Here is a 25,325-nt window from a genome sequence, read left to right as displayed (position 1 = left end):
TTGCAGGTTACTCGGTAATCGGCAGGAATCGATATCCCACGCCCGGCTCGGTTTCAATGTAACGCGGGGCAGTGGGATCATCACCCAGCTTGGTGCGCAAACGGCCGATGAAAATTCGCAGGTAATGGGTATCTTCCACATGGGATTTACCCCAGATTTCTTTCAATAATTGCTGCTGGGTCACGATGTGTCCGGCGTGATTCATCAAAGTTTTGAGCACATCAAACTCCTTGCGCGACAATTTAACCGGCTCGTTATCAACAACGAGTTTTCGCTCCTGCAAATTAATGTACACCCGTTCATCCTGATAGATTGCTGCGGGCATCACTTGCTTGCCATACAGTTTGAGCAGCGAGCGCATACGAGCCAGTAATTCCTGGATACCAAATGGCTTTACCACATAATCATTAGCCCCATTATCCAGCGCGTGAACTTTTTCAGATTCACGGCTGCGCACCGACAATACAATAACTGGCTGCTGGTAAAAATCGCGCAATTGCAGAAGTACATCCTGTCCATCCATGTCAGGTAAACCGAGATCGAGAATCACCAGGTGCGGTGCTTCCAACGCTGCCAGCGCCAGACCTTGCTGCCCGGAGTCAGCCTCAATGACTTCATAGCCCTGGGCGGTCAATCCGATATGAAGAAACCGACGTATTTGCGGTTCATCATCAATAATTAAAATCTTGTTCATGGCGTTTCCTTTGATGTTTCCAAAGGTAATTCTATTCTCACACAGCAACCCCGTCGGGCCTCGTTTTTCATCTCGGGGTTATCATGGATAGTGACCTTGCCGCCATGGGCGGCGATCATTCCCCGGCAGATTGTCAAGCCAAGGCCGCTCCCGGATTTGCGGCGGTCACCTTGTCCGGCGGTGTGGAAACGTCCAAACACTTTCTCTTTTTCGCTGTCATCTATGCCCGGGCCGGCATCGCACACGGTGATGACAAGGTTGTGCGCCTCAGCGACACAATCCAGACGAATTTTTGAATCTTCCGGTGAAAATTTCACGGCGTTATCGAGCAGGTTAAATAACGCTTGTTCAATCAGCGCGGCATGTACATACAGGAGCGGCAAATGCGGGGCAAGTTTGATCGACAGTGTATGTTCCTGCAATAGCGGTGCGATTCGTTTTTTAACCACACTGACAATTTCGGCAACGCTGACCCAATGTCGCTCCAGGCGGAGTTCGCCAAAACCCAGGCGGGTCATGTCCAGTAAATTTTGCGTATAACGATTGAGCCGTTGCGCTTCTTCCAATACCGTGGCCAACAACTCCCGTGTCTGGAATTCGTTTAAATCTTTTCCCATCTCAAGCAGTGTGGATGCAGCACCAATCATGGCCGTCAGTGGTGTACGGAAATCATGGGATACCGAGGACAGTAACGCTGAACGCAGTAGTTCATTCTCTTTCGCTACGCGCTCCTGTGCCAGATCGCCAACCAGCCGGATGCGTTCGAGGGATTGATTAACCTGGCGCTGTAACAGCGTAAAAAAATCACGCTCAAGCAATGTCTCTTGCCATTCAGGGAGCCGGATAAACGCCAGAATCCGTTTACTGTTGTGAAGAAAATATCCCCCTAGCTCCCGCTCCAGACTCACTAACTGATGCAGCGTATCCCGCGACATCCCGGTCTTGAATAACCGGGCGAGTTTTTCTGTCTGCGAATGATCAAGGTGGCTGAACGCTGGTGAGGGTGGTTGTAACGGATCATAGAAGGCGACGTGATAGCGGGCATTCCACGCACCGACGGCATGTTCAAATGCCGCCATCACCTGTTCAACATCGATGGCCCTGGATAAATGTTCAAGCATATCCAGTTCAATGCGGCTCATGGTTTCGCGACGTTGTACCTCCTCGGCATTCAGCTTGAGTTTCGCCGCAAGGTGGCCCACCACTAGCGCAGTCACCAGGAAAAAGAAAACGCTCAGCAAATCTTCGCGATGGGTAATGAGCAGGGAGCCGTAAGGTTCGGTAAAAAAATAATTGAAGGCGAGGAATCCCGACACGGCGCTGATCAAGGTCAGTCGTAACGTAAATTGGGTAGCGATAAAGATAACCACCAATAAATACAGCAGGGTCAGATTCGCTTTTGGCATGACGCTGGTGATAGCAAAGGCCAGGGGAGTGATCAGCCAGGGAAGGAATAACGCTAGGGGCCAACCTGCTTTTCGCAGGCGTGGGCGCATTATTTCGGCGATTATCTTCATGGGATTAATTTTTCCAGAAGGCTTTGGAAAATATGACCAGCAAGGTTAAAAATTCCAGACGACCCAGTAGCATGCCGACAGACAAAGCCCATTTCGCGACATCGCTAAGGGGCTCAAAATTTCCGGCAGGGCCGATGATATTGCCCAGCCCGGGGCCGACGTTGGTCAGGGCCGTAGCGGCGCCGGTAATACTGGTGAGCAGGTCAAGCCCGGTAGCAGCAAGTATGGCAGAGATCACCATCCAGGACAGCGCCATCATTAAAATAAACGCCACAGAAGACGAGATGATTTCCGGACTCACCAGACGATTATTGTAACGGTGGCGGATCACGGCGCGCGGATGAATAGCCGTCATAAATTGAACCCTTACGATGCCCGCCAGCAGCTGCAGGCGAAAGATTTTTAACCCGCCGCTGGTGGAGCCGGAACAGCCACCGATAAAGGTACAAAAGAAAAATACCAGCACCGCCAGCGGTCCCCACAATTGATAATCGGTTGATGCGTAGCCGCAGGTCGTAATGACAGAAACCAGATTAAAAGTCGATGCGGTAATGGCACGAAGGGCTGAGTTTCCTTCATGCCATATCGGTATGGCGAGCACAATGGCCGTTGCAGCGACAATCAACAGCAAGCCGCGCACTTGTGAGTCGTGCAATAAAAGAAACTTGCCATGCATAAACCAGCGCACAAACAAGACAAACGGCATGGCACCAAGCAACATAAAAAGAATGGCAACCCAGTGGCTGGTGAGGTTGGAGAATTGTCCAAAGGAACTATCGGATGTGGAGTAGCCACCCGTAGACACGGTGGTCATTGCGTGGTTAATGGCATTGAACCAGTCCATGCCCGTCAAACGGTAACTCACCATGCACAGCAAGGACAAAACCAGATAACAATAGACCATGGCTTTAATCAGACTATGAGCGCGCGGTGTTGCTTTTTCAGACCAATCTGAGGACTCGGTTTTAAATAGCCGCATACCGCCGACACGCAGGAACGGCAGTACGGCCACCGCCATACCGATCACTCCGATGCCGCCCATCCATTGCAGTAATGATCGCCACAACAACAGGTCGGGTGCCATGTTATCTAACCCCACCAGGACGGTGGAACCGGTGGTGGTAACGCCGGAAACCGATTCAAAAAATGCGTTGGTTAATGTGAGTGGTTGTTGGATCAACAGAAACGGTAAGCAGCCGAAGGCCGAGACGCCCAGCCAGGCCGCCGAGGTGGTCAGGAACACCTGACGTGGCGCAATATTATGAGCTTTGGCATGGCGGCCGAGGAGCAGGGCGCAGATACCGGCACCGCAGGTAATGGCCGCTGAAAAGAAAAATGGTAACTGATCACCAGTATCGTGGATGCTCGCGAGAGCAAGTGGCCACAACATAAAAAATGCCTGGATATTCAGGATGACGCCGAGAATAAGCCACATTGGACCAAAGAGTTTCATATCTGCACGCGTCGGCAAAAAGGAAACTCATGGTACGAAGGCGGTGCATAAAAATGCTGTGTCAGTTATTGGCCGGTGCGTAAATTTTACGTAAACACCATGCATCCTCAGTGGCATAACCCAACCGCTAGTAGGGCTGGGTTATGTCGGCATACACCAGCGTCACATACAAGTTGAAGATGTGTGGTGACTGGCGCATCAGAGCGTCCAGGTCGCGCCCAAACAAAGGATGTTTGTCCTTGTGCTCCGCTGCAAAACGTTTTGCTGCTTTTTCAAGAACTTCGCTGAATACCAGTGGTTGGTTGAAGCGCACTTGCGGATTGTTGATACAAAATTGCGTGTAGGCATACAGGGCTTCCACCACCGCACTTTTATAATACGCCGGGTGAAGTTGGTGGGTCAGGTGATCAATAAGGTGCGCAAAGCTGGCTTCTCCCGGCGTCATGGAACTGCGAATAACTTCGCAATCCAGCACAAAGTCAGCACAGTTGGCATCACCAAAGATAAGTTTGGGGGTAAACATCAGACTATGCCAGATATCGCGCAGGAAGCTATCGTCAAAGTGGGTAATTAGCCCCCGTGCAATACGCCACTCCAGCCAGTCCGTATCTACGGCGTTGGCCATCTTGTCTTGCAGGATATCCTGCTCATGGAAAATCTTGTAAGGCGCAACGTGATTAACGCCTTGGGCAAAAACCCGTTTGCGTGAAATCAGGATGCTTTCCAGCTTGCGCAATAATTTGCAGGGCGATTGCAGACCGAGCCATTCATGCATGGATACATCATCGGCATCGCCTTTATCCATCGAATACAACATGATGAAGTTGCGCAATTGAATGGAGCGCAAGCCATCAAACAGTTTGGGTTCGATACGAATCAGGTAACCAATCGCGGATAACAGCTCCAGTACCAGTGTGCGCTCCAGGGGATCGGGGAAGATGTGTTGTACATTGTCAAAGAAACTTTTATTGGAGAACGATTGATCCACCTTGATCTCGGTGAAATTTTTATCGCCGACAATGATCGACAGGTTGCGTGCAGCGATCAGGGTGAGGCTGTCGGTGAGTTCAATTAATGAATAGTTCAAATGGCCAAAGCACAGGCGTGCAACCAACCAATAATTGCGTTGCTCGGCGCGGCGATAAATTTCCTTGAGAAAATCTTTCACCAGGACGACATGACCATCTTTGGCAATGTTGTCGGTTAATGACAGGTCTTTGGTAAATTGCACCAGGCGGCGATAGGTAATAATTTCACTTTGTTCGTTAAATTCATCGAATATTTTTTTTGCGGGAGCGCGCAAAAACTCGCTGCTGATGTGCACTTCATGTTCATGGGATTTTTGCAGCGATTGAGTACTGACTGAATGAACCTGCAGATGCGGAACACTTAAATGATTAACCCGCGAAGCCCGATAGGCCAGGTTGGCCGACGCATAACCGATGTAATCATGCTTGCTGCGCAACTGCAGTTCTTGCAGGGTCGTAAAGAGTTCTTCCGCGTTGGGAATATGAGCAAGGTGTTGATCAATCAATAAGGTGAAGACCGCCACTTCGGGACTCAGCCAATGCTTGTAGATGTGCGCGATCTCTTCCGTAATCACCTGGCTCATCAGGTGCGCATCGTACATCCGGTAATCTTCCCGCTCACTTTGGATGGAAGACAGGCAGAGGTACACCTTGTTATTTATCTCGTAGGTCTGGGAAGTCGCCAGGCTTTGCAGGCGACGGCGAGGACGACCGGTGAGGCCGAGGGATTTGTTTTCCCCGACATGAGCGTACACTTCGGTTAACGCCGGCGCGGAGGCAACTGCCATCGGCTTGATATCTTGCAAACTTTCGGCGATAACACCGTGACGGGCAAGGTGTTGTTTCACCTCATCATTTTCTGCGAGTACCACCAGCGCAATCTGCGATTTTATAAATTTGGTCGAACGGCGGCGCATCTTTAACGGATCAAGGTCGTCGCTGCGCAACAGACCTTCATCCATCATCAAACCGGTGAGGTATAGGCTTTGGGCCCACACCAGGGGCACATTGTCGTTGGGCAGTCGTTTTTGTGAGCGGGGATTTTTCTTTTCGGCGGCAATATTTTCCGGCGGCACGTAATAAAGTTCGGGTAACAAACCAAAACCGTCGCGAAATACCAGCAAGGATTCCAGTTTCTGGCGGTAATATTTTGCCGTTGTCAGCGTGCCGTCAAACAGTGCGTTGAGGTACAAGTAGGTATAAAACAATGGCCATTCGGATTCGATGTGCTCAAAATTCGCCAGCTCCGAGTGCTCATAATAAATACGCGAACTCTCCTCCAATACCGTTTGGTGACCATCCCATAAGAAACGTTTACAACCATAATTGCCGCCCAGCTTGGTCAGTATGGCGTCGCGGGTTTGGGTGGCGAGCGTTTCTTTCCCGACAGCGAATGCCGGGAATCCGATGATACTCAGCAGTGCGCTATCCGATTCTTTTGACAGGGATTCGCGTGGTAACAGGGAGGCGAGGGTGCTGCGCGCCAAAGCCACGGCGTCGGCAATCACATGGATAGTTGCGCGCTTGTTGGCGTGTTCACCAAATAAATTAAAACCATCCAATGCTTGCAGCGCCGCTTTTGCCATGCCCACGGAGCTGGCATTGATTTCAGTCCGGCCGTTGTTGATCTTGTTGCCGCGTTCCCATATGCCGTAATCTGGAGTGCGATAGGCGCTGGAGATGTAGTACACCAGGTTCTGCACAAAATCCACTTCGTCCGGCGTGCAGACAATTCGCAAGCCGGAACCGGTCATCTGGGCCAGCATCAGCAAGTAAAGTGAAGTCGCATCAATTTGCAGATGGCCCCAGGCATCGTCGGCCACGACCGGTAAACCGCTGGCGGTGTCGTATTTGGCGTGAAGGGCATCGTTGTTGCTCAGGCTGTACTTAAAGGCCTCTACCTTGTTCGCCTGGCGCATCATGGATTGCAACAATCCGCGCATCAATTTGATGGTGGATTGTTCCAGCAAATCACTCTTACTGCTTTCTCCCTGGCGCCGGAACGCAACACTCAATCCCCAGACGCAGATGACCGAATAAACATTGTCACGCACCCAGGCATCTGTGTAGTTGCCGTGGTTGTTGACTGCTGTACTGGCGGGAAGTAACCCGGTGACCGGGTGTTGCCGACTGAGGATGACGGTATCGATTTCGCGATATAACTGTTCTAGTAAATGGGCGTGCTTCATGACAACTCGTAAACCCTGTGTTATCGGATGGCCGGGCCAGTTCCGGGCAACAAAAAATGGCGGCGGTCCTGCTTATACTAGCCCAGCTTAGTCGATACGTTGATGAATCTCTGTGGTTTTAGCAGCAAAATTCACGCCTGAAGATGTGAGTGACAGGCGAGTCCGGACTTTGTTCATTTGCTGAGCGGAAAGAGCCTGTAAGGATGCCATGATGTGGGTTTTTAAATCTGTTACAGCTAGAGACATTGAGCATTAGCGCAGCGGCACAACAATCAGCCAATATTCAGGACAACTGTGCACTGAACCGGTGCGCTGGCTCGTTTATTCGTTGATCTCTGCACCCGGTTGGTCGCGTTGGAGATCTGCGGGTACTACGGGCGTGTATAGCTCACCAAAAAAATTATGGAGAACCAGCTTTTGTTCGGCATCCCGGGTACTTTCCATGTCCTTCCAGGGTACGACGTACAAGATCTGGGGTAACTCCTGATTGCCCTTGATGCGGGTTGTTTCCAGTTCAATGCGGTCCTCGGCTGACCAGGCGGGCAGGGCAAAGATCAAGAGTGCGGCAATCAGGCTGTATTTCATCCTTCACCTCGACGTTTCAGTGTCAATTTCAATTCTTCCACCCAGGCACTGGTGGCTTTGTCTTCGTCCCGGGTCAACGCCAGGTAGCGCTGATAATGTTCCACCGCCTGGCCGATATCCTGATAAAAAATATCGTAGAGCAACGCCAGGTTGTAATGGGCTTCGGAAAAATGCTGGTTGAGTTTTAAGGCGGTACGATAGCTTTTTTCGGCGGCACTGTAGTCCCCTTGGTCGACCGAGATCAACCCTGCGAGATTGTGCGCTTCGGCAATATCGTCATTCAGGTTTTGTACATAGGCAAGGGTTGCTTTGGCATCGTCTGGACGCTGGTCCTGATATTGGGCAATCGCCAGGTTGAGCCAGAGGCCAGGCTGCCCCGGGTGAGCCTGGGTCAGTTTTTTCAGGCTGCTGATGGCTTTTCCTGCGTCGCCTTGCTCGATTCGCGCGAGTGCATCGCGATAATTTTTGGCCTCACCGGGCGTTAGAGCAGTGGGGACTGTGCTTGCAGTGTCCGGGCTTTTCTCCGTCGGAGATTGGGTCGCACAACCCGCCAATGCCAACAGGAACAGGCCTAACACCCAATGTCGCAGGTTAAATTTCATGGCGATAAACTCCCAATTTACCCTTGCGGTCATAGCGTACCGGGAAAAGTGTTACCAGCGCCTTACGACTTTCACTGATCCACTCGCTGCGGGTGCCGTCTTTGGTGCGGGCCAGATTGATCTCATAAAACTCAATGGCTTTTTCTTCGAATGGAAATGCCTGGTCTTCGATCAGGATATTGTATTGCTCCAGCTCTTCACCCTTCAGGTGTTTGGGTCGCTCCGAGTCGAGCAGGGCGCTGGCAAAATGCTGATAAATTTTACCGATGGCATAAGTCGATTCGGTAGTGATATCCGGATGGCTATACACAGATGCCTGACCGTACAAAGCGATAGCATCTTGCATCAATTTTTTCTTAATCCGCAGATTTTCTGTCAGGGGTTCCACCAATCGGCGCCGCTCAAACAATTGGTGTTTTTGTTTGGCCAGATCAAGCGTAATGCGCGACGCAATAAAGTTGGTGCGCTCCGTCTTATTGTTCTTGCTAGCTTGTTTGTCGGCCAGGGCAATTTTTTCCTGCCAGAACACCACTTTATCCTGCTCGCGCGTTTTTTGATAAAGCTGGGTCAATTTGTACATGGCTTCCATGTATTGCGGATAGGGTCGTGTGTAGGTGTTGGCATAAGTGCGGTAGGAGCGAATTGCGGCCTCGTGATTATTTTTGGATTCATACAATTCTGCTGCTTGCCAGAGCGCTGCCATCTTCACGTCCTGATTTTCTTCCTGGGCGGAAATCTGCTCAAAAGCTTGCGCCGCTTTTACGCCATCACCGGCTTTAAGATAAGCCGTTGATAACTGTCGGGTGGCATCTTTATTCAGGGCATGTTTCGGATAAAGTTGCTGGAACTGTTGAATATACGCGATAGCCCCCTGCCATTGTTCATGCTTCATCGATAGTGCAATCGCTTCATACAGGGATGTTGCTGCTATCTCTGATGACGGCACGCGCTGGGCTACACGCGCGTAATCCTGAATACCTTCAGCCAGACGATTTTCTTTTACATTCAGCTCCGCCTGTTGATAGATCGACAAGGCCAGATTATCGCTAACGCGGCGTTGCTGATCCCGCCCCAGCGGTTGGCTGAGCAAATCGGCGAAGATATTCTCGGCTTCCTGGTGATTGGCCATTTTTAGATAAGCCAACCCTTTGAGCAGGTTGGCATCATTAAGCGTGGCGTCAGCGCTACTGTCCGGCAAGGTGTTGGTCAATGCAATAGCGTCCGCGTAACGTTGATGGTTGAAAGCCAGTTCCGCCGCATGCAGCGCAACCTGTTGGTAGCGCGGTTCGGTCTGGTAAAGCTGGGCTGAGGTCAAGGCATATTGGATATGCTTGTCCAGCCAGGCCGGATTACTTTTATCGGCTTCGTATAATTTATCTGATAGCACAATCGTGGCGTAGGCAGCTTCCTTGTTCAGCACGATATCGCCGTCGTAAGCGGCCAACGCAAAATAATGGATGGCATCCTGGTGGCGATGCTCGGCGGTGAGCAATTCAGCATAAAGGGTATAGACTTTATCCTGTTGCGCGTAGGCGGTGTAGTGTTGCAGGTAACGTTGATACCAGGTATTCGCCTGGGCAAAGGCCGCCGGCTTTTTGGATTGCTGATAATCCTCCTGATGCCAGGCGGCGACCTGCAGGATATGATTGCGCAGGGCATCTGCAATTAATTTTTGCTCAGCCGCATTGTTTGCCGTTTGCCAGTAGGCACTGTCGGGTTGGAAACGGTTGTAAACAATTTCCATGGTTTCCTGAAAGCGCACCTTGAATTTGCCCAGCTTCCAGATGTCGATCTGTTGCAAATAGGCTAGCGGCACTTTGGGCGAATTGGGGTTGGCTGCAATAAATTCCTGCAAGGTTTCTGCCGCGTCCGAGTAGCGCTCCTGTTTCAGGTAGATATCACTGATCACCTTATAGGTGTGGTAGAGATACTGGAAATCAGCTTCATCCGAAAAATACTCTTGCAAAATGTCGGTGTTGTCGAGATTGGCAAAGGTTAAGCCAATCGCACGGAAGTATTCATCGAATTGATCTTTTTCGCTGCTGGATAGTGTATCGACATTGCCGAACTGATGATGTTTTAACGCTGCAAGGTAATCATCAGCCGCTTCCAGGTAGAGCGCTTGCTTATAACGCGCCCAACCGCGTTTGAACAGCGAACGTTCGTAAAACACATCGCCTATTGAGGTAAAGATAGCTTCTGTGTAAGCGTCTTCAGCGGTGATGTAATCCCCCTGGATAAAAGCACTCTCACCGATACGGAATTGTGCTTCCGCGTAGTAAGGCGAGGCAGGGTAGGTTGCACATAAACGCTCAAGGGCTGCGAGGGATTCTTCATGGTTGCCAAGCTGGTCATGTGTGCGGGCCAGCTGATACAGCGTTTTGTCGTTGCCTTTGGCATCGGGATATTCACGCAACGAGGTTTGCAGCAGGCTCAGTGTTTTCTCCAACGATTCCCGATAGATACGGTCTTCAGTATCTTCCTGATCCTGCGTGTTTTTTACCAACTCGTTGATACGTTTCATCTCCAGCTCGGCCAGGCGATTAATTGCCGAGAGCCGGGATTTATCATCAGCCGGTGCTGATTGTATGTAGTTGTAATAAGCCTCTTTGATTTCCTCTTCGCTTTTCGGTTTAACGAAGACTTCGTTCTGCGCGACATTTTCGCCCTGGACATCCAGAAGGCGCAGGGTTTCTTCCGGTTGTGGTGTGCTGCAGCCTTGTGAGAGCAGCAGTCCGGATAGCAGGAGTGAGAAATAAGGTGTGTTACGCATCATTCGGAATCAAAAAGTCGGGCCAGGCCAAAACGTGATTGGCTGAGGTAGCTGTCAATAATCGTGTGTTTTTTATCGAGTAACACGCGCACTTGTTCAAGGTATGCCTGATTCACGCGGAGCGCCAGGGCATCAACGGCCTTGGCGGTGTTAGCCGACAAGGGTTGGGATTGCAAAAAATTGAGCAGTTGTTGTCTGCCAGCCAAGGTCTGGATCTCAGGGTGATCACGCAGTTCGATCGTCAGAGACTTTCGCTGCTCGGGAGAGAGTTGGTCCGGCGTGGCAAGGCTTCTGGATAACGTACTGTACAACGCCAGGAGCCGCTCATAATACGTGATAGCTTCGGTATAACTGGCCGATGCGGTTTTATTTTGTTTAAGTTGTACCAGTGAGAACGCGCTCAATAAATAAGATTCCGCTACGGAGATATCGTGTTCATCTTTCTTTTTTAAGTGATTAAACGCGTTGAGCGCACCGATAAAATCCTCCTGGTGCAGTGCCGCGGCGCCGAGCCCCAAAAGTGCACGGTTGGCATAACCACTCTTTAGATGCACATGGCGAAAGCTTTCACGTGCGTCGCGGTAAAAACCATGTTGTAACTGGGAAAAGCCCAACAGTGTATATAAACGGTTGGCCAGCTCATCTTTCGATGGACTGACCTTGAGCGCGTTTTTGATGGCAATGTGGGCATCGGTCCACCAATCCTGACGAATATAGGCTACCGCCGTGTTCAGTTGCGCAATACGGTATTGTTCAGAATCCGGTTTGAGCCGTGCAAAATATTCCACTGCCACGCGATGCTTTTTCTGCTGTTGCAGGGCCGCGCCCAACATAATCTGGGCTTCGTCTGCGTCTGCCTGGGATAAGGCATTGTTGATATCAATGGCTTTTAGTTTCGAATAAACGTCTTGCCATTGTTGTTGGGATGCCAGATAGCGCGCGTATTCAAATGTGAGTCGTGCTTCTGCGTAACCATCCCCACTGCGCGATGCCAAGGCCAGCAGGTCTTTTGCCAATCCGGTGGCCTGGTGCTTAAACAACAACCGCGCCAGTCCGGCGATTTCCTTTTCACCGATATTGTGTTGTAGCACCGGCATATTGGCGGCGATCAGCAGGATTGCCTGGGGACTGTTACCGGACGCATCCGCGCGGGACACCTGGCGGATTAAGCCGTTGATATTTTTTTTATCCATTACCAGTGTAGGATTCTTTGTTGCCAACTCCTGAAGCGCGCGCGTGCTGATGCGCGGATAATCTTCATCCAACGATTCAGGTTGTTGTGCAGAGGACGCCTGAGCCAAGAGCAACCAGCAGACACCCAACAGCAGGGGCATCGCAGAAAACCATGAGAATATATTGCGCTTAAACACCGAAGCTCGATGAGTGCGTGGCGAGAGGGTATCTTGGCGGTGGGTGTTCACGCCGCGTCCGTGGGTGTGAGTGGTTAGCATAAGGGTACAAATAAACAATAGCTGCAAAAAATAGTCATTAACGGTTGCTTGCTTCAAGGTGGCGGACGGCCACCAACAGGAAACCTGCTGGTGGCGTTCAGCCATTTTATTCAATGGTGTAGGTAAAACCGCCTTCTTCCGTTGCGCCGATATGGATCTTGCCGATATCGTCGTTGTTGGCCATACGCGCCAGACACTCCGCCGCGATGGCCGGCAACATGGTACGCGTCAGGATGTTTTCAATATTACGTGCGCCAGTGTCGACCTCCTGGCTGCGCGCGACGATATTCAACAATACATCTTCATCGTAGCTGAATTCCGCATTGTAGTGTTCTTTGACACGCTTCTTGATGCGATTCATGTTGATGACACAAATCTTCATCAGATCTTCATCGCCCAAGGGATAGTAGGGGATGATAGTGGTGCGGCCTAAAAATGCGGGTTTGAAGTAACGCAGCAGTTGCGGACGGAAGTTATCTAACAGGACGTCCGGATCGGGTTTTTCCTCCTGCGCGGCGCACATGGCACGAATGTGTTCTTCGCCAGCGTTGGAGGTCATGATGATAACCGTATTGCGGAAATCGATATCGCGGCCTTCACCATCCTTGATGGTACCCTTGTCGAACAGGTTGTAGAAAATATCCTGCACGCCGGGGTGTGCTTTTTCCATCTCGTCCAGCAACACTACACTGTAAGGTTTGCGTCGAACCGCTTCGGTCAACACACCGCCTTCGCCGTAGCCTACATAACCGGGCGGTGAACCCAGCAACATGGAGACTTTATGTTCTTCTTTAAATTCTGACATGTTGATGACGGTAATATTCTGCTCGCCACCATAGAGAATATCGGCCAAGGCCAATGCCGTTTCGGTTTTGCCCACACCGCTGGAGCCGACCATAAAGAAGACACCGATAGGTTTTCGCGGATCGGTCAAGCCGGCACGTGAGGTGCGAATGCTCTGGGCGATAGCTTCCAGCGCGTGGGGTTGCCCGATAACGCGGTCGCCCATAACGTTCTGCAATTCCAACACCGCTTTGATTTCATTCGAAACCATCTTGCCCACAGGAATACCGGTCCAGTTGGCGACCACCTCGGCAATAGCCTGGCTGTTTACATTGACCTGAATCATCGGCGTTTCGCCTTGCAACTCAGCCAGCTCTTCGCGCAGTGTATTCAGTGAAGCCTTTACCTTTGCCAGTTCGTCATCGCTTAAAGCCTGTGGTGCCTTGGGATCTTTGGCTTTCTCTGCACTCAGGTTGCGCGCGTGAAAATCGTCTTCTATTTGTTTTTGCAGCGCATGTATTTCTTTAACTTTGTCCGCCTCTTTGTGCCACTGCACTTCCTGTTCCTGCAGTTGCGTTTGCAGGCTTTCTTTTTCTGCTATTAATTGTGCAATACGCTCTTCGCAATTACCCAGAGAAGCATTCTCGCGGCCGAGCGACTGGATGGTCGCCTCGCATTGGGTAATGCGACGGCGGGTATCTTCAATGGCAGCGGGTGTGGCACTTTGACTGAGTGCGACACGCGCACACGCGGTGTCCAGTAAGCTAACTGATTTATCGGGCAATTGACGTGCGGTAATGTAACGGCTGGACAGCCGGACTGAATCGACAATCGCTTCATCAATGATGCGCACACGGTGGTGGTTTTGCAGCATCTCGGAGATAGCGCGCATCATATTGATGGCTTTTTCTTCGCTGGGTTCTTCGATTTTTACGACCTGGAAGCGACGGGTCAATGCGGGGTCGCGTTCAAAGTATTTTTTGTATTCTGCCCAGGTAGTTGCAGCGATAGTGCGCAGTTCACCGCGTGCCAGCGCCGGCTTTAACAGGTTTGCCGCATCGCCCTGGCCCTCTTTACCACCGGCTCCGATCAAGGTATGCGCCTCATCAATAAACATAATGATGGGTTCAGGAGAGGCTTTGACTTCAGCAATAACCGACTTCAAACGATTTTCAAATTCACCTTTCACACTGGCGCCGGCTTGCAACAAGCCCAGGTCAAGACTGCGAATGGTGACGTTTTTGAGTTGATCCGGTACATCGCCCGAGGCTATACGCAATGCAAAGCCTTCTACAACAGCGGTTTTACCCACACCGGCTTCACCCGTGAGGATCGGGTTGTTTTGGCGACGGCGAATCAGAATATCAATAATTTGACGCACTTCTTCATCGCGGCCCAACACGGCATCGATCTTGCCGCTCTTGGCTGCCTCTGTCAGGTTAACGGTAAATTTATCCAGTGCGGGTGATTTACTGGGAGCTCCCATGGTCGGTCTATCACCGGAAGAGGTATCACCGACATTAGCGCTTTTGGATTCAGTCGTGGTGCCAACCAGTGCGCGAACCACATCGCGCAGGGATTCCGGTGGAATTTTTTTCAGCTCGCCGGAGGTGGCTTCCGTGGCGCGACGTAAGCCTTCATCAAGCATCAATGCGGCAAGGATATGTGCAGAGGTGGCGTTGCTGTGGCCGTATTCCACAGAAGCCAACATCCAGGCATTTTTTGCGAGGTCAACGATCGTCGGGGACAGGGCTGGGGCGCGGGAATTGCCGGCCTTGATAATGTCCAGCTCACGATTCAGTTGCCGGACCAGGTTGCCTGGATTGACTTCAAATTTTTCCAGGATGGCGAGCAGATCGCTGTCGGGAATTTCGAGTAATTTTAACAACCAGTGTTCGATTTCAACGTTGTAATGCGTGCGCGACAAACACAACCCTGCAGCTCCCTCAAGTGCATTGCGACACGGCTCGTTGAGCTTACCTACCAGAGATTTGAGATCTATGCTGATCATCGTTCTATCCTTACCAATGTTATATGAAGTCGGGTGTGTGCCGGTTTATTTCAAACGGTTGGCCGACACGGTAATTTTTAACGTTTCATTGTTATCCTGGGTGGGTTTGTCGCTGGTGGACAGCCAGGTATTCCAACCGATAATCGGGCTGGGATTTTTGCTCAAGGTAATCTTTTTGGGAATGTCCTTGCGCTTTACCTCAATAATAAAATCGTAATCCCGTTCGATACCCACATACATCCGCACCATATCATTCAGTGCGAGCAGGGCTTTGGTGCCGGGGGCAAAACGGTAAAACTGTTCACGATTCAGCGGCCCGAGGGAAATGCGGATCTTACCCTGTGCGAACCAACCCTTGTGGCCCACCATCGCCGATTGACCCAGGCGCGCGTTTTGGCCCTTGGGCATCAGGCGAGAGGCGAGGCGGGTGCGGATATCCGGAATCAATTCCTGCCACTGCCCGACAAACTCCTGGATCTTAACCGGGATATCAAAATAATCCTGTAACACTTGCCGCAAACCGCTGGCCGTCCGCACCTGCTGGGTCAGCAAGCCGCTGTAAAATAATAACGACTCATCCTTTATTTGCAATCGCCCGGTTAAACCGGGGGTACCCAATCCGATCAAGGACAAAAGTGCCAGGGTGTGGGTATCCCGTGTCTTTTTGGTACCGGGAGCAATTTTCTTTCGTTCGTACTCTATCGGCAGATGGTATTTGGTTCCCGCCTGGTAAAACAAGGAAATCATGCGGTGGTTAAACAGGTCCAGGAAGTGAATCAAAGATTCATCTTTCTGCTTGAGCCGTTGCAGTATTAATTCCGTGTAATGGTAGGGCATGACACCGACACTGCCCGTCAGTCCCATAAAATTGGTGTGCATACGCCATGAAGGTGCGGGCCCGCCGCTCCCGTTACTGGTGTTACGCACAATGGCGTTGATTTCGGCCTCAGGAAATTTAAAGCTGGAGTGGGTTTGCAGGCGAAGCGTTTCTGTGGTCGGCGGTACAAAATTGGCAATAGGGTTTCGCGCACCGAGCATGCGGTTGCCCGGTGTTAGTGCGCGCGATTCCAGCAATGCAGCCCGCTCTAATAAACGCACAGCCTGATAAAAAGAGTAGGCGTGTGGTGAGCGGAGCAATTGCTCAATTACAGCAGGATTTTTTCGCCGGCTCGGGGTGGACATTTCTTGAGATAGCCTTCTTTATTGTTACGCTTTACTAACACACGGGTAAATGAATTGATGGAGCAGTAAAGCCCGAAAAAGTGCTCCAGTACTGACGCAAACAAATAACTACTGCTCCCCGATGACAATGCATCATCAATCACGATTTCAATTTCAATACCGCGACAGAGGGTGGCATGTCCATCAATGTTCAGTGGTGCGCTGACCGGTCGTGCATTGAGTGATTTAATCGATTCGATCAACGCGCGCGTGGCTGACGACTCCTTGAAGTCGTAGAGGCGCAGGATTTCCTTCATCGCTTCTGTCGCGTTCGGGCCACCGGTAATGGATAAATGATTCAGGTTCAGGTGGGAAAGCAATCGCCAACGCGCACCGTCACGCAGCGGTGGCCTGATGGTAGCGGTGGGTTGCGTCAAGCATCGGATACGTTCGCACGGTGGTGCACCATTAACACATTGCAGTTTTGGCTGCTCCAGGTTAAACGGTAACTTTGACGGCAGATCACGATTGCTGCAGGTGGTGTCAATAATCAGGGTCCGATCATCAGGCACATTGGGATTGAACTGCAGGTCCACCAGGTTTAAAAAAACATCGGTACCTTCGTCACGCTCCAGATAATTTAATTTGGCGTGACGCCGTGCCGCAAACCAAAACGCGTGATTATCACTATCCTGGTGTTCATGCTTAAGTCCGTAAAAAGGCAGGTATTCTTTTTTCTCGCCGGAAGAGGTGGAAGCCACGACTTTATCGACTGAGTGTACTTCATAACCCAATGGACGACGGGTATCAGCTACGACCTGATATTCCAGTCGTGTGTGATCGATCTTGATCGGATCGGCGCGGTGATTAAACAGATTGACCACCGGCGTACATCCCATGACAAAGGTGTCGGCAGAAATATTGTGTTCCAGCTCTACATCGGAACTGTTCAGGTAAATGTAAAGATTCAGTTCGTTTGTTGCATCGGCAGGGAGTGTTTCGGCTAAACCCTGGATATCGATGAACATATATTTTTCCGGAAATACGAAAAATTCGGTCAGCAAACGATAGCCAAGGAATGAAGACGGCGGATAGGGAAAAATACCTTCCTCACTACCGAACCCGACAGCCTTGATGACATCTTTGCCGAGATAAACGGGAGTCGTATCTGTTTCAGATGTGGTCAATACCACGTTCTGGCATTCATTCAACAACATCTCATATAAAGGATGAATATGTTGCGATTGGCCCTTGAGATAAAAGCGCAAGCGGTCCGGGCGGAGTTCATGCAGGTTGATATCATTATTAAAGGTTTTCAGTCTTAAGCGCAAAACCCCACCGGCACCGCGTACCGACGATGAGCCCGGCGTGCTGAAAGGGCGGCCAATTAAGTTGGCATCGACCACCGTCAGGGGCAACAGTTCGGTGTTATACACGGTGGAGAAGCGGCAGTTTTCACCCTGGAACTGTTCCGTTTCCAACAAGGTGTTTTTAGGTAACTGATAACTTGCATCCAGTTGTTCGTCATCCGCCACAAATTGCACGATAGCCATGGAAGGAATCGGGCGCTGGTAATGGGGAAATAAAATCGTCAGCAAGGCATCACTGAGTTCAGGAAAATCGTCATCCAGTTTGTGCTGGATACGCGCATTGAGGTAGGCGAAACTTTCAATCAGGCGCGAGACATGCGGATCTTCAATCGTTTCAGAACTGATGCCAAGCCGTCCGGCGATCTTTGGGTGCTCCTTCGCAAATTCGGCACCCATCTGCCGAATAAATGCCAACTCTTTTTCGTAATAGGGGAGTAATTCGTCAGCCATGTTTTGACTCTTCTACGTTAACAGTACGTGAGACCGGGTCCAGCACTGAATCGAACACGACAATCTCAGGTGCCGGATCGGCATAGAGCGTTGCGTCAATCCGGAATCTCAAGGTTCTGTCCGTGTTGTCTTTGTTATCGATATGATTCACTTTTACCGTCTTAAACCGCGGTTCATAATCGCGCAGGATTTTTTCCAGATGACGGGTGAAGTTTCGTTTCTTTTCAGTATCCGCAATATTGACGGTAGCCAGGTCAGGCAAACCATAATTTAATAAGGACAACTCCAGTTGCGTGAATTCCTCCGGTGGTTCAACCATCCGGTATCGGGTATTCAACAGGTTTTCCAAGTCCCGCTTAACACTATTGCGCAGCTCGCGCAAATGCTGGTGACGGTTCTTATCGGCTTCCACTTGAATATGGGGCTCGTCATCCAGCAAGCGATCCAGGATTGACGGGCGTAATTCTTTCTTTTTATCAACGCGCATACATCCTCAGCTCTTAACTGGTTTGAACCAACTCGGTAACCAACTCCAATTCGGATACCATCTGATCCAATTGATAGTGAGGCACCAGGTGAATGACACACACATATTGTCCGGGTTTATCCGGGTGTTCGCTCACCCTGACCGAAGCCTGGCGCAAGGGGTAGCGAGCTTGCTCTTCCCAGTCCAGGTCTTCACGACCGGTGGTGTATTTAAATAACCATTTTGTCAAAAAATGTTCGCATTCATCGGCGGTAATAAAGGAACCGATTTTGTCCCGAATCATCACCTTGATGTAATGTGCGACACGTGAGGCACACAACACGTGCTGCAACATAGCAGAAAGTTTTGCGTTGATTTCTTCGTTGCGGTTGCTGCGCCGGCGCGGTCGCTGCAGTGACTGATTACTGTAAAAGGCGCTGTAAGGCGTATCGTAGCATTGGCACAGCGGGATTAAGCCGAGATCACTCAATTCCCGTTCAAGTGTATCGGTAATTAATATATCGGTGACTGGCTTATAGATAAGATCAGGCGTATCGGTTTCAAAACTGGCAATGGGGAAATTGGTGAGCAAGCCTCCACCAATCTGATCGCGTGGCACGCCGCGAATATGACCAAACCAGCCGACATTCGCAAACTCCCTGATGAGGATGCCGGCGAATGCGTAAGCCGCATTGCCCCAAAGGTAACCGGTTTTTTTACCGTTCTCCGGCTTTTCGTAAAAGAACAGGCCTTTGTAACTGCCGGGTTGCGTACGATAAGGTGTTCTCATCAATACCCGCGGCATGGTCAGGCCGATAAAACGGCTGTCGGGTTTGTCGCGCAGGGCGCGCCATTTAATGTATTCATCCTGGCCAAAGATCGTTTGCAAATCCAGAGGCATTCCGAGCGTAGAAAAGTTATCCAATCCGAATAATTCACTGGATGCTGCTGCGATGAAGGGTGCAAAAGAAGCTGCCGCAATTTCAGCGAGTCCATTTAATGTCGCAATATCATCATGAGGATGCCGGGCAGAGCGCTTGTGGCTTATTTCATAATCGCCGATCAGCACGCCATAGGGTTCACCACCGGGGCTACCGTATTCTTCGCTGTAAATTTTTTGAAACAACTGGCTCTGATCAAAGTCCAGGGCGCGATCAATGTCTTTAACGACCTCGGGCCAGCTGATATCCAGGTAGCGAATCTTGATGTTGCGGCTGCCTTCTGCCTGCACAACCAAATACCAAAGGCCACGCCAGGATGCTTCAAGCTTCTGGAAATCGGGGTGGTGAATCGTTGCATTCAACTGATCATTGATCAGATGATCAATAACAGAAATAGAGCGGTGCAGGGCCAGATGGATGTCATCGGCGGAGTGTATCTGTTGCCGGTCTTCAAATTCGTCTAGCCAGTAACGCAAGGCTTTAAGCGTATCCGGTTCAGCGAGAAATCCATCAAGCGTGGTGATGTAGGCTTCTTGAGAATAGAGTGTGTCGAGGAAACTAACCTGTGTCATAGGGGACGAGGCTGCTGATGCACGTTGGTCGTTGGGTGCTGACACAAAATAATCCGTTTTATTAACAGAAAGAGGGGGAAATCCCCCTCTTTAAGCAGAGTTGACTCCAATTAGCCCGCTTTGGGGATATTGGCAACCAGACGCAGCGATGCAGTCAGTTCTTCCATTTGCAACCAGGGACGCATCCAGGCTACAGCGTTGTAAACGCCAGGCTGACCGGGAACCTCTTTTACTTCAACGCGTGCTTCCGCGAGTGGGTAGCGTGCTTTCATTTCAGCACTGGCGCCTGGGCTGCCGTTGACGTAATTGTTGATCCAACGATTCAACCATTCTTCTGCTTCAGATGCTTCCATGAAGGAACCGATCTTGTCGCGCGCCATAACTTTCAGGAAGTGAGCGATGCGTGAGGTGGCCATGATGTAGGGCAGGCGAGCAGAAATTGCCGCATTAGCCGTCGCATCCGGATCGTCGAATTTTTTCGGACGCTGAGTCGTCTGAGCACCAAAGAATACGGCGTAATCGGTATTCTTGTAGTGACACAGTGGCAGGAATCCGAGTTTGCTCAGCTCAGCTTCGCGACGGTCAGTAATACCGATTTCAGTCGGGCATTTCTGGTCAACGTCACCGTCATCGCTGACGAACACATGGCTGGGCAGACCTTCGACCTTGCCGCCGCCTTCTGCACCGCGAATGCTGGTACACCAACCGTATTCGGCATAGGCCTTGGTCAAGGTGGTGCCTAAAGCGTAGGCGGCGTTCATCCAGCAGTAATCTTCATGATCAGTGGCTGTGTGCTTGCCATCTTCGTTCAGCGCGACTTCTTCGAAGTTAAACGCTTCTACCGGCTTGGTTGCCGAACCGTAAGGCAGGCGCGCCAGAACGCGCGGCATCGCAAGGGTAACGAAGCGAGAATCTTCGCTGTCGCGGAAGCTGCGCCATTGAATATATTCAGCGGAGTCAAAGATTTTTTCCAGGTCGCGTGGCTTGGACAATTCTGTGTAACTGTCGAAGCCAAACATTTGCGGTGCAGCAGCAGAAACAAACGGGCAGAAGCCCGCTGCAGCGACGTTGGACATCTTGGACAGCAGGGAAATGTCATCCGGATGAGAGGAGAATTCGAAATCACCCACCAGAGCCGCATAAGGCTGACCACCTGCGGTGCCGAATTCACTTTCATAAATCTTTTTAAAGATTTGGCTTTGATCAAACTCTACGGCTTTCTCCAGATCCCGGCTCAGTTCTTTCTTGCTGATGTTCAGCATACGAATCTTGAGTTGCGAACTGGTTTCAGAGTTCATGACCAAGTGATTCAGGCCGCGCCATGAGCCTTCGAGTTTCTGGAATTTCTCATTGTGCATCACGGCAGATAATTGCTTGGACATCGCCTTGTCAATCGCGGCGATGGCAGCATTGATGGTGACCGACAGGTTTTTGTCCCACTTGACGGTCCCTTTCATCGCTTCCTTCGTCAGCGTGCGCAAAAGCTCTTCGGTTTCGTCACGTGAGGTCTGCTTGGTAGCGGTAATTGCCTGTTCAAGAAAACTGAGCTCTTTGGCTTCCGCTTCTGCCGCCTGAGAGTCCAATTGTTGTTCATTATTCGCCATCTTTATCACCCTTGTTTTCACTTCCTTCAATACCGAGCTCACTGGACAGTGAGGACAACGCTGCGGTGTTGCTCAATACGTCTTCGAGAATAGATTCCAGGTCTTCGGAACGGTCTGCTTTAGTGAGCAGGTCGCGAAGTTTATTGCGGGTTTCCATGAGTTTCTTGAGCGGCTCAATTTGCTCTACGATTTTGTGCGGCTCAAAATCCTCCATGTTTTTGAAATCAAGGTTGACGGACATTTCGCTACCATCACCTTCCAGCATATTCTCAACTTTCATGCGCAATTGAGGATTAACTTTCGACATGATGTCGTTGAAGTTGTCGCGATCGATTTGTGAAAACTTGCGTTCTTTCAGGGTTTTCTTGCCATCGGCATTATCGCCGGAGTAATCGCCCATAACGCCCATCACAAACGGAATTTCCTTTTCAACGACAGCGCCGTTTGTTTCAAGGTCATAGGTGATATGAACCCTGGGTTTTCTTACGCGTTTTAGTTTGTCGTGTATGCTATCGGACATGATCCCTAATCCTCTTGGCTAGGTATGTTGAGTTAATCTTCATTACTTTTTACGCCAGTAAGCTCACTGTAGCGCTCTCGCGATGAAGAGTCTGGAATGAGCTCAACGATGAGTTCATTGAGCGGCATGTTCCCCCATTTTACAGCCTTTTCAAGGACATAGGAAACGGGGGAGTGAGGTTCTGTCTTGCGGAAGAATTGCGCAATATCCAATAGTTGCTTAAACGCTGCTTCGCGCGAATTGATCGCGCCAACTTTTACCGCTGCGCTTGCCGGTGAACCATTTTGGGGCTGCTCAGTCCCCTCGGGGCTCTCCTCGATGGGAGCTTCTTCAGCTACTGGTAACTTATGTTTGCCGATATGGCTGATGGCGCCGCGGCATTCTTCCAGGATATTGATTATGTTGCGGGTGGGTGGTGCTTCATCGCTGCCGCAATGTGTTTCAAGTAATTGATTGATATTGCGATAGGTGTTGATTGCTTCAGTAACATCATCAAGCAGGTCAACATAAAAGGTCTCGCTGGACCCGCTGACGGCTTTTTCAATGTCATCCAGTGTAAAACCGAGTTTATCGGCCTTGCTGTTGCGCGCGTCCTCACTGGCAGAGCGCTGTATATCAAGGGCTTGTTGATATTGCCAAAAACTGAAAGGGCCGGGGTCCTGTCCTTCAGTAATAGGTACTTTTCTTATGGGAGCGATCAAGACGCCTTCGGCGCCTTCGCCATTAAGTCCGGACAACGGAGCGGTGCGGGTTTCCATTCCATCTTCATCCGGCATGGGATAAAGGTTGTCCCAAAAATTTTCGATCAAGCCGTGGATTAAATGAAAGGCGTCGCGCAGCCCCTGGAAACCGTGTCGACGAATCAATGCTTCTGTGAACCAGCTCGCAATTTCTAAATCTTTACTTTGTTTGGCGAGAATTTCTGGCGCTAATGAAATGATTTTACGCCAGTGCTCGTCGGCTTCAGAGGTATCACCGTCGTGCACACTATTGCGTTCTGCTGCGCGTGCCGCAGATCTTGCCGTTTTGATGCTGTGATAATTCGATGTGGGTGATGAGTCCTGGCGGATATCACTACCCGCAGGCGACTCGCCCTCTATAGGGGCCAGGAGTCTGGCCAAGTCAATGATTTCGGGTGAAGCCATTACATTCCGATCCCTTTAGAAATGCTTATTTTTCAGCACAGAGTGACCTGTTATGGACTGTGCATCAACGCTGTAAAAACACGGGTGTGTTTACTGTCTTCGGGCTATAGTCGCCCGGTTTCTAACCCTGTGAAAACCCTGAGTTATTTTAGTTGGCCAGGATGCCGAACAGGTAAGCTAGCACAATCAGCGCCATAAATTAACAAGTAACATTGTAAATTCATAGTCATTCATATGTTTGGCTTGTAGACGGGGCGGTGGTATGTGGTTTTGACGACGTGATAATATTTGGAATTGCTTTGCGAGGGGTACTATACTGCACCGCTCAGCTTCGGATGTGTCGTTGCAAGCTATTGAAAACCCATATGTTTTAAAAATAGACGGACCGTTTCAGGATGATAGTCGAATGGCTTTACAGATTACATTGGTAAAAACACCGGGGAAGGTTTCTGTATCCAGGACAAATCAAACATTCAATGAGCAGGGAGGTACTCTCGGGCGCTCCGACAGTAACAGCTGGGTGTTGCCCGATCCGGATAAATTCTTATCCTCCTGCCATTGTGAAATCCTGTGTGATGCTGGCCGTTATTACATTCTTGATTTGAGTACTAACGGGACTTTCCTTAACAGTTCTCCCGAACCCTTGGGTAAAGGCGTCAAGGCGCCTTTAAATGACGGCGATTTTTTTGAAATTGGTGACTACCGCTTTTCCGTTAGCCTGGTAGCGGCCCAACCCTTTGCCCCTGAGCCACCGTTTGCAGTAGCGCAAGGCCCGTCCTCTATTGATGATATCTTTGGCTCGCCCCTGCCGACCGGTCAGTCTTTCACTGATCCTTTTGCCAGCTCAGGAGCAATCCCCGACGATTTCTCTCTTGAACCGGACGTTAATTCCGATCCTCTTGCCGCGCTGGATAAAGCCCATGGCAGTTCTGTGCGGCCCGATCCCTTGGGGAGTGATCAATCATTATTTGGAAACAGTACTGGCCACGACCCGCTTTTTTCGGACAGTCATCATTATGCCGGTAGTAGCCAGGTCGATTACTCCCCGGGGCTTGATCAATCAATCCGTTGGCCGGAATCCAATCAGGAAAATCTGATCCCCGAAGATTGGGAGGACGATTTATTAGGCGGTGGTCCCTTATCAACGTCTCCGTTTTCACCGCCTCCACCGACACCGCCAGTGCGGGAAGTGAATCTGGAGCCCGTCGCACCCCGTCCCCAGCCACCGAGACCAACACCAGTCGTTCGGGAAGAGCCTGTGGTTCGGGAAGAAATTGTTGCGCCCCAACCACCGGAGCAAACGCCGATACCTGAACCCGTCGCACCGGCCCCGAAGGTGGCAGTAAAGCAGACGGCTGCGCCTAAGCCTCAGGTGCCGACAGCGCCCTCCTCGGTAGATCATCGTCTGGTGACGGCGATGGGTCTGGATGTCAGCCGCCTCAGCGATGAGCAAATCAACGAGATCAGTGACATGGCCGGCGAGCTGATGCGAGAAATTGTTGACGGCATGATGCAAGTGCTGCGCTCGCGTACCAGTATCAAGAATGAATTTCGCATGAATGTCACCACCATCCAGCCGGTGGAAAATAATCCCCTGAAGTTCTCTGTGGGTGTCGATGATGCACTGGAGAACATGTTTATCAAAAAAACCAATGCTTATAAAAAGCCGGTTGAGGCTTTCCGTGAGGGCTTCCAGGAAATTGCCGAACACCAGATAGCCATGATTGCCGGTATTCGGCATGGGTTTGAGCGCATGATGGAGCGCTTCAATCCCGAAAATCTGGAAAAGAATTTTAACAAGCAAGGCAAGGGTGGGGTAATTCCAGGTATGCAGAAGGCTAAGTATTGGTCCAGCTACGCGGAATATTACGCTGGCTTTGTCGATAACATGGAATCCTCCTTCCAACATTTATTTGGCAGTGATTTTGTCAATGCCTACGAAGACCAGTTACGTAAACTTGCTGCTGCGCGCAAGAAAAAATAAATATTCTGTTCATTTAATTACGGAGA

Annotated in this window: 17 protein-coding genes; 1 reads left to right on the top strand and 16 read right to left on the bottom strand. The window is 50.5% G+C overall.

Going from position 1 to position 25,325, the window contains the following annotated elements:
* Positions 1-7: 7 nt before the first annotated feature.
* The 16 genes from ACSV5M_RS03290 to tssA form a co-directional block, all read right to left on the bottom strand.
* Positions 8-694 carry a response regulator gene (locus ACSV5M_RS03290; protein ID WP_439174151.1) on the bottom strand — a complete coding sequence of 229 codons (687 nt, stop codon included), beginning with the start codon at positions 692-694 and terminating at the stop codon, positions 8-10.
* Complete coding sequence (locus tag ACSV5M_RS03285; protein WP_439174149.1) at positions 691-2,211, bottom strand: sensor histidine kinase; 1,521 nt, start codon at positions 2,209-2,211, stop codon at positions 691-693. Before ACSV5M_RS03285 ends, ACSV5M_RS03290 begins: the two co-directional genes overlap by 4 nt.
* Before the next feature lie 4 nt (positions 2,212-2,215).
* Positions 2,216-3,664, bottom strand: coding sequence for a TrkH family potassium uptake protein (locus ACSV5M_RS03280; protein ID WP_439174148.1), 1,449 nt, complete (start codon positions 3,662-3,664; stop codon positions 2,216-2,218).
* A 127-nt stretch (positions 3,665-3,791) separates the two neighbouring features.
* A complete protein-coding gene (locus ACSV5M_RS03275) occupies positions 3,792-6,881 on the bottom strand; it encodes a glycoside hydrolase family 15 protein (RefSeq protein ID WP_439174147.1) in 3,090 nt (1,029 codons plus the stop codon).
* A gap of 321 nt (positions 6,882-7,202) precedes the next feature.
* The gene (locus ACSV5M_RS03270) at positions 7,203-7,466 is read right to left on the bottom strand and encodes a hypothetical protein (protein WP_439174145.1); all 264 of its coding nucleotides are present in this window, start codon (positions 7,464-7,466) and stop codon (positions 7,203-7,205) included.
* On the bottom strand, positions 7,463-8,068 hold the full coding sequence (locus ACSV5M_RS03265) for a tetratricopeptide repeat protein (protein ID WP_439174143.1): 606 nt from the start codon (positions 8,066-8,068) through the stop codon (positions 7,463-7,465). The genes ACSV5M_RS03270 and ACSV5M_RS03265 overlap by 4 nt, the downstream gene beginning before the upstream one ends.
* Positions 8,058-10,844 carry a tetratricopeptide repeat protein gene (locus ACSV5M_RS03260; protein ID WP_439174142.1) on the bottom strand — a complete coding sequence of 929 codons (2,787 nt, stop codon included), beginning with the start codon at positions 10,842-10,844 and terminating at the stop codon, positions 8,058-8,060. The genes ACSV5M_RS03265 and ACSV5M_RS03260 overlap by 11 nt, the downstream gene beginning before the upstream one ends.
* Positions 10,841-12,175 (bottom strand): hypothetical protein, encoded by a 1,335-nt coding sequence (locus tag ACSV5M_RS03255; RefSeq protein WP_439174141.1) that lies wholly within the window; start codon positions 12,173-12,175, stop codon positions 10,841-10,843. The genes ACSV5M_RS03260 and ACSV5M_RS03255 overlap by 4 nt, the downstream gene beginning before the upstream one ends.
* Before the next feature lie 223 nt (positions 12,176-12,398).
* Positions 12,399-15,086, bottom strand: coding sequence for a type VI secretion system ATPase TssH (gene tssH, locus ACSV5M_RS03250; protein ID WP_439174140.1), 2,688 nt, complete (start codon positions 15,084-15,086; stop codon positions 12,399-12,401).
* Positions 15,087-15,131: 45 nt separating this feature from the next.
* Complete coding sequence (gene tssG, locus ACSV5M_RS03245; protein WP_439174139.1) at positions 15,132-16,268, bottom strand: type VI secretion system baseplate subunit TssG; 1,137 nt, start codon at positions 16,266-16,268, stop codon at positions 15,132-15,134.
* A complete protein-coding gene (gene tssF, locus ACSV5M_RS03240; protein ID WP_439174138.1) occupies positions 16,232-18,067 on the bottom strand; it encodes a type VI secretion system baseplate subunit TssF in 1,836 nt (611 codons plus the stop codon). The genes tssG and tssF overlap by 37 nt, the downstream gene beginning before the upstream one ends.
* Positions 18,060-18,554: a type VI secretion system baseplate subunit TssE gene (tssE, locus tag ACSV5M_RS03235; protein WP_439174137.1), complete on the bottom strand. Its 495-nt coding sequence runs from the start codon at positions 18,552-18,554 to the stop codon at positions 18,060-18,062. Before tssE ends, tssF begins: the two co-directional genes overlap by 8 nt.
* Before the next feature lie 13 nt (positions 18,555-18,567).
* Positions 18,568-20,091, bottom strand: coding sequence for a type VI secretion system contractile sheath large subunit (gene tssC / locus ACSV5M_RS03230; protein ID WP_439174136.1), 1,524 nt, complete (start codon positions 20,089-20,091; stop codon positions 18,568-18,570).
* Positions 20,092-20,156: 65 nt separating this feature from the next.
* Positions 20,157-21,650: a type VI secretion system contractile sheath large subunit gene (tssC, locus tag ACSV5M_RS03225; RefSeq protein WP_439174135.1), complete on the bottom strand. Its 1,494-nt coding sequence runs from the start codon at positions 21,648-21,650 to the stop codon at positions 20,157-20,159.
* On the bottom strand, positions 21,640-22,170 hold the full coding sequence (gene tssB, locus ACSV5M_RS03220) for a type VI secretion system contractile sheath small subunit (RefSeq protein ID WP_439174133.1): 531 nt from the start codon (positions 22,168-22,170) through the stop codon (positions 21,640-21,642). Before tssB ends, tssC (ACSV5M_RS03225) begins: the two co-directional genes overlap by 11 nt.
* A gap of 32 nt (positions 22,171-22,202) precedes the next feature.
* On the bottom strand, positions 22,203-23,315 hold the full coding sequence (tssA, locus tag ACSV5M_RS03215) for a type VI secretion system protein TssA (RefSeq protein ID WP_439174132.1): 1,113 nt from the start codon (positions 23,313-23,315) through the stop codon (positions 22,203-22,205).
* Positions 23,316-23,721: 406 nt separating this feature from the next.
* Here tssA and tagH point away from each other — a divergent pair, with 406 nt between their 5' ends.
* Complete coding sequence (tagH, locus tag ACSV5M_RS03210) at positions 23,722-25,299, top strand: type VI secretion system-associated FHA domain protein TagH (protein ID WP_439174131.1); 1,578 nt, start codon at positions 23,722-23,724, stop codon at positions 25,297-25,299.
* Positions 25,300-25,325 lie beyond the last annotated feature (26 nt).

The organism is Cellvibrio sp. ARAG 10.3, assembly GCF_051846955.1.
In the GTDB taxonomy this organism is placed as follows: Bacteria; Pseudomonadota; Gammaproteobacteria; order Pseudomonadales; family Cellvibrionaceae; genus Cellvibrio.
The sequence above is the reverse complement of the archived record's forward strand: the minus strand, read 5'-3'. Positions and strand labels throughout refer to the sequence as shown.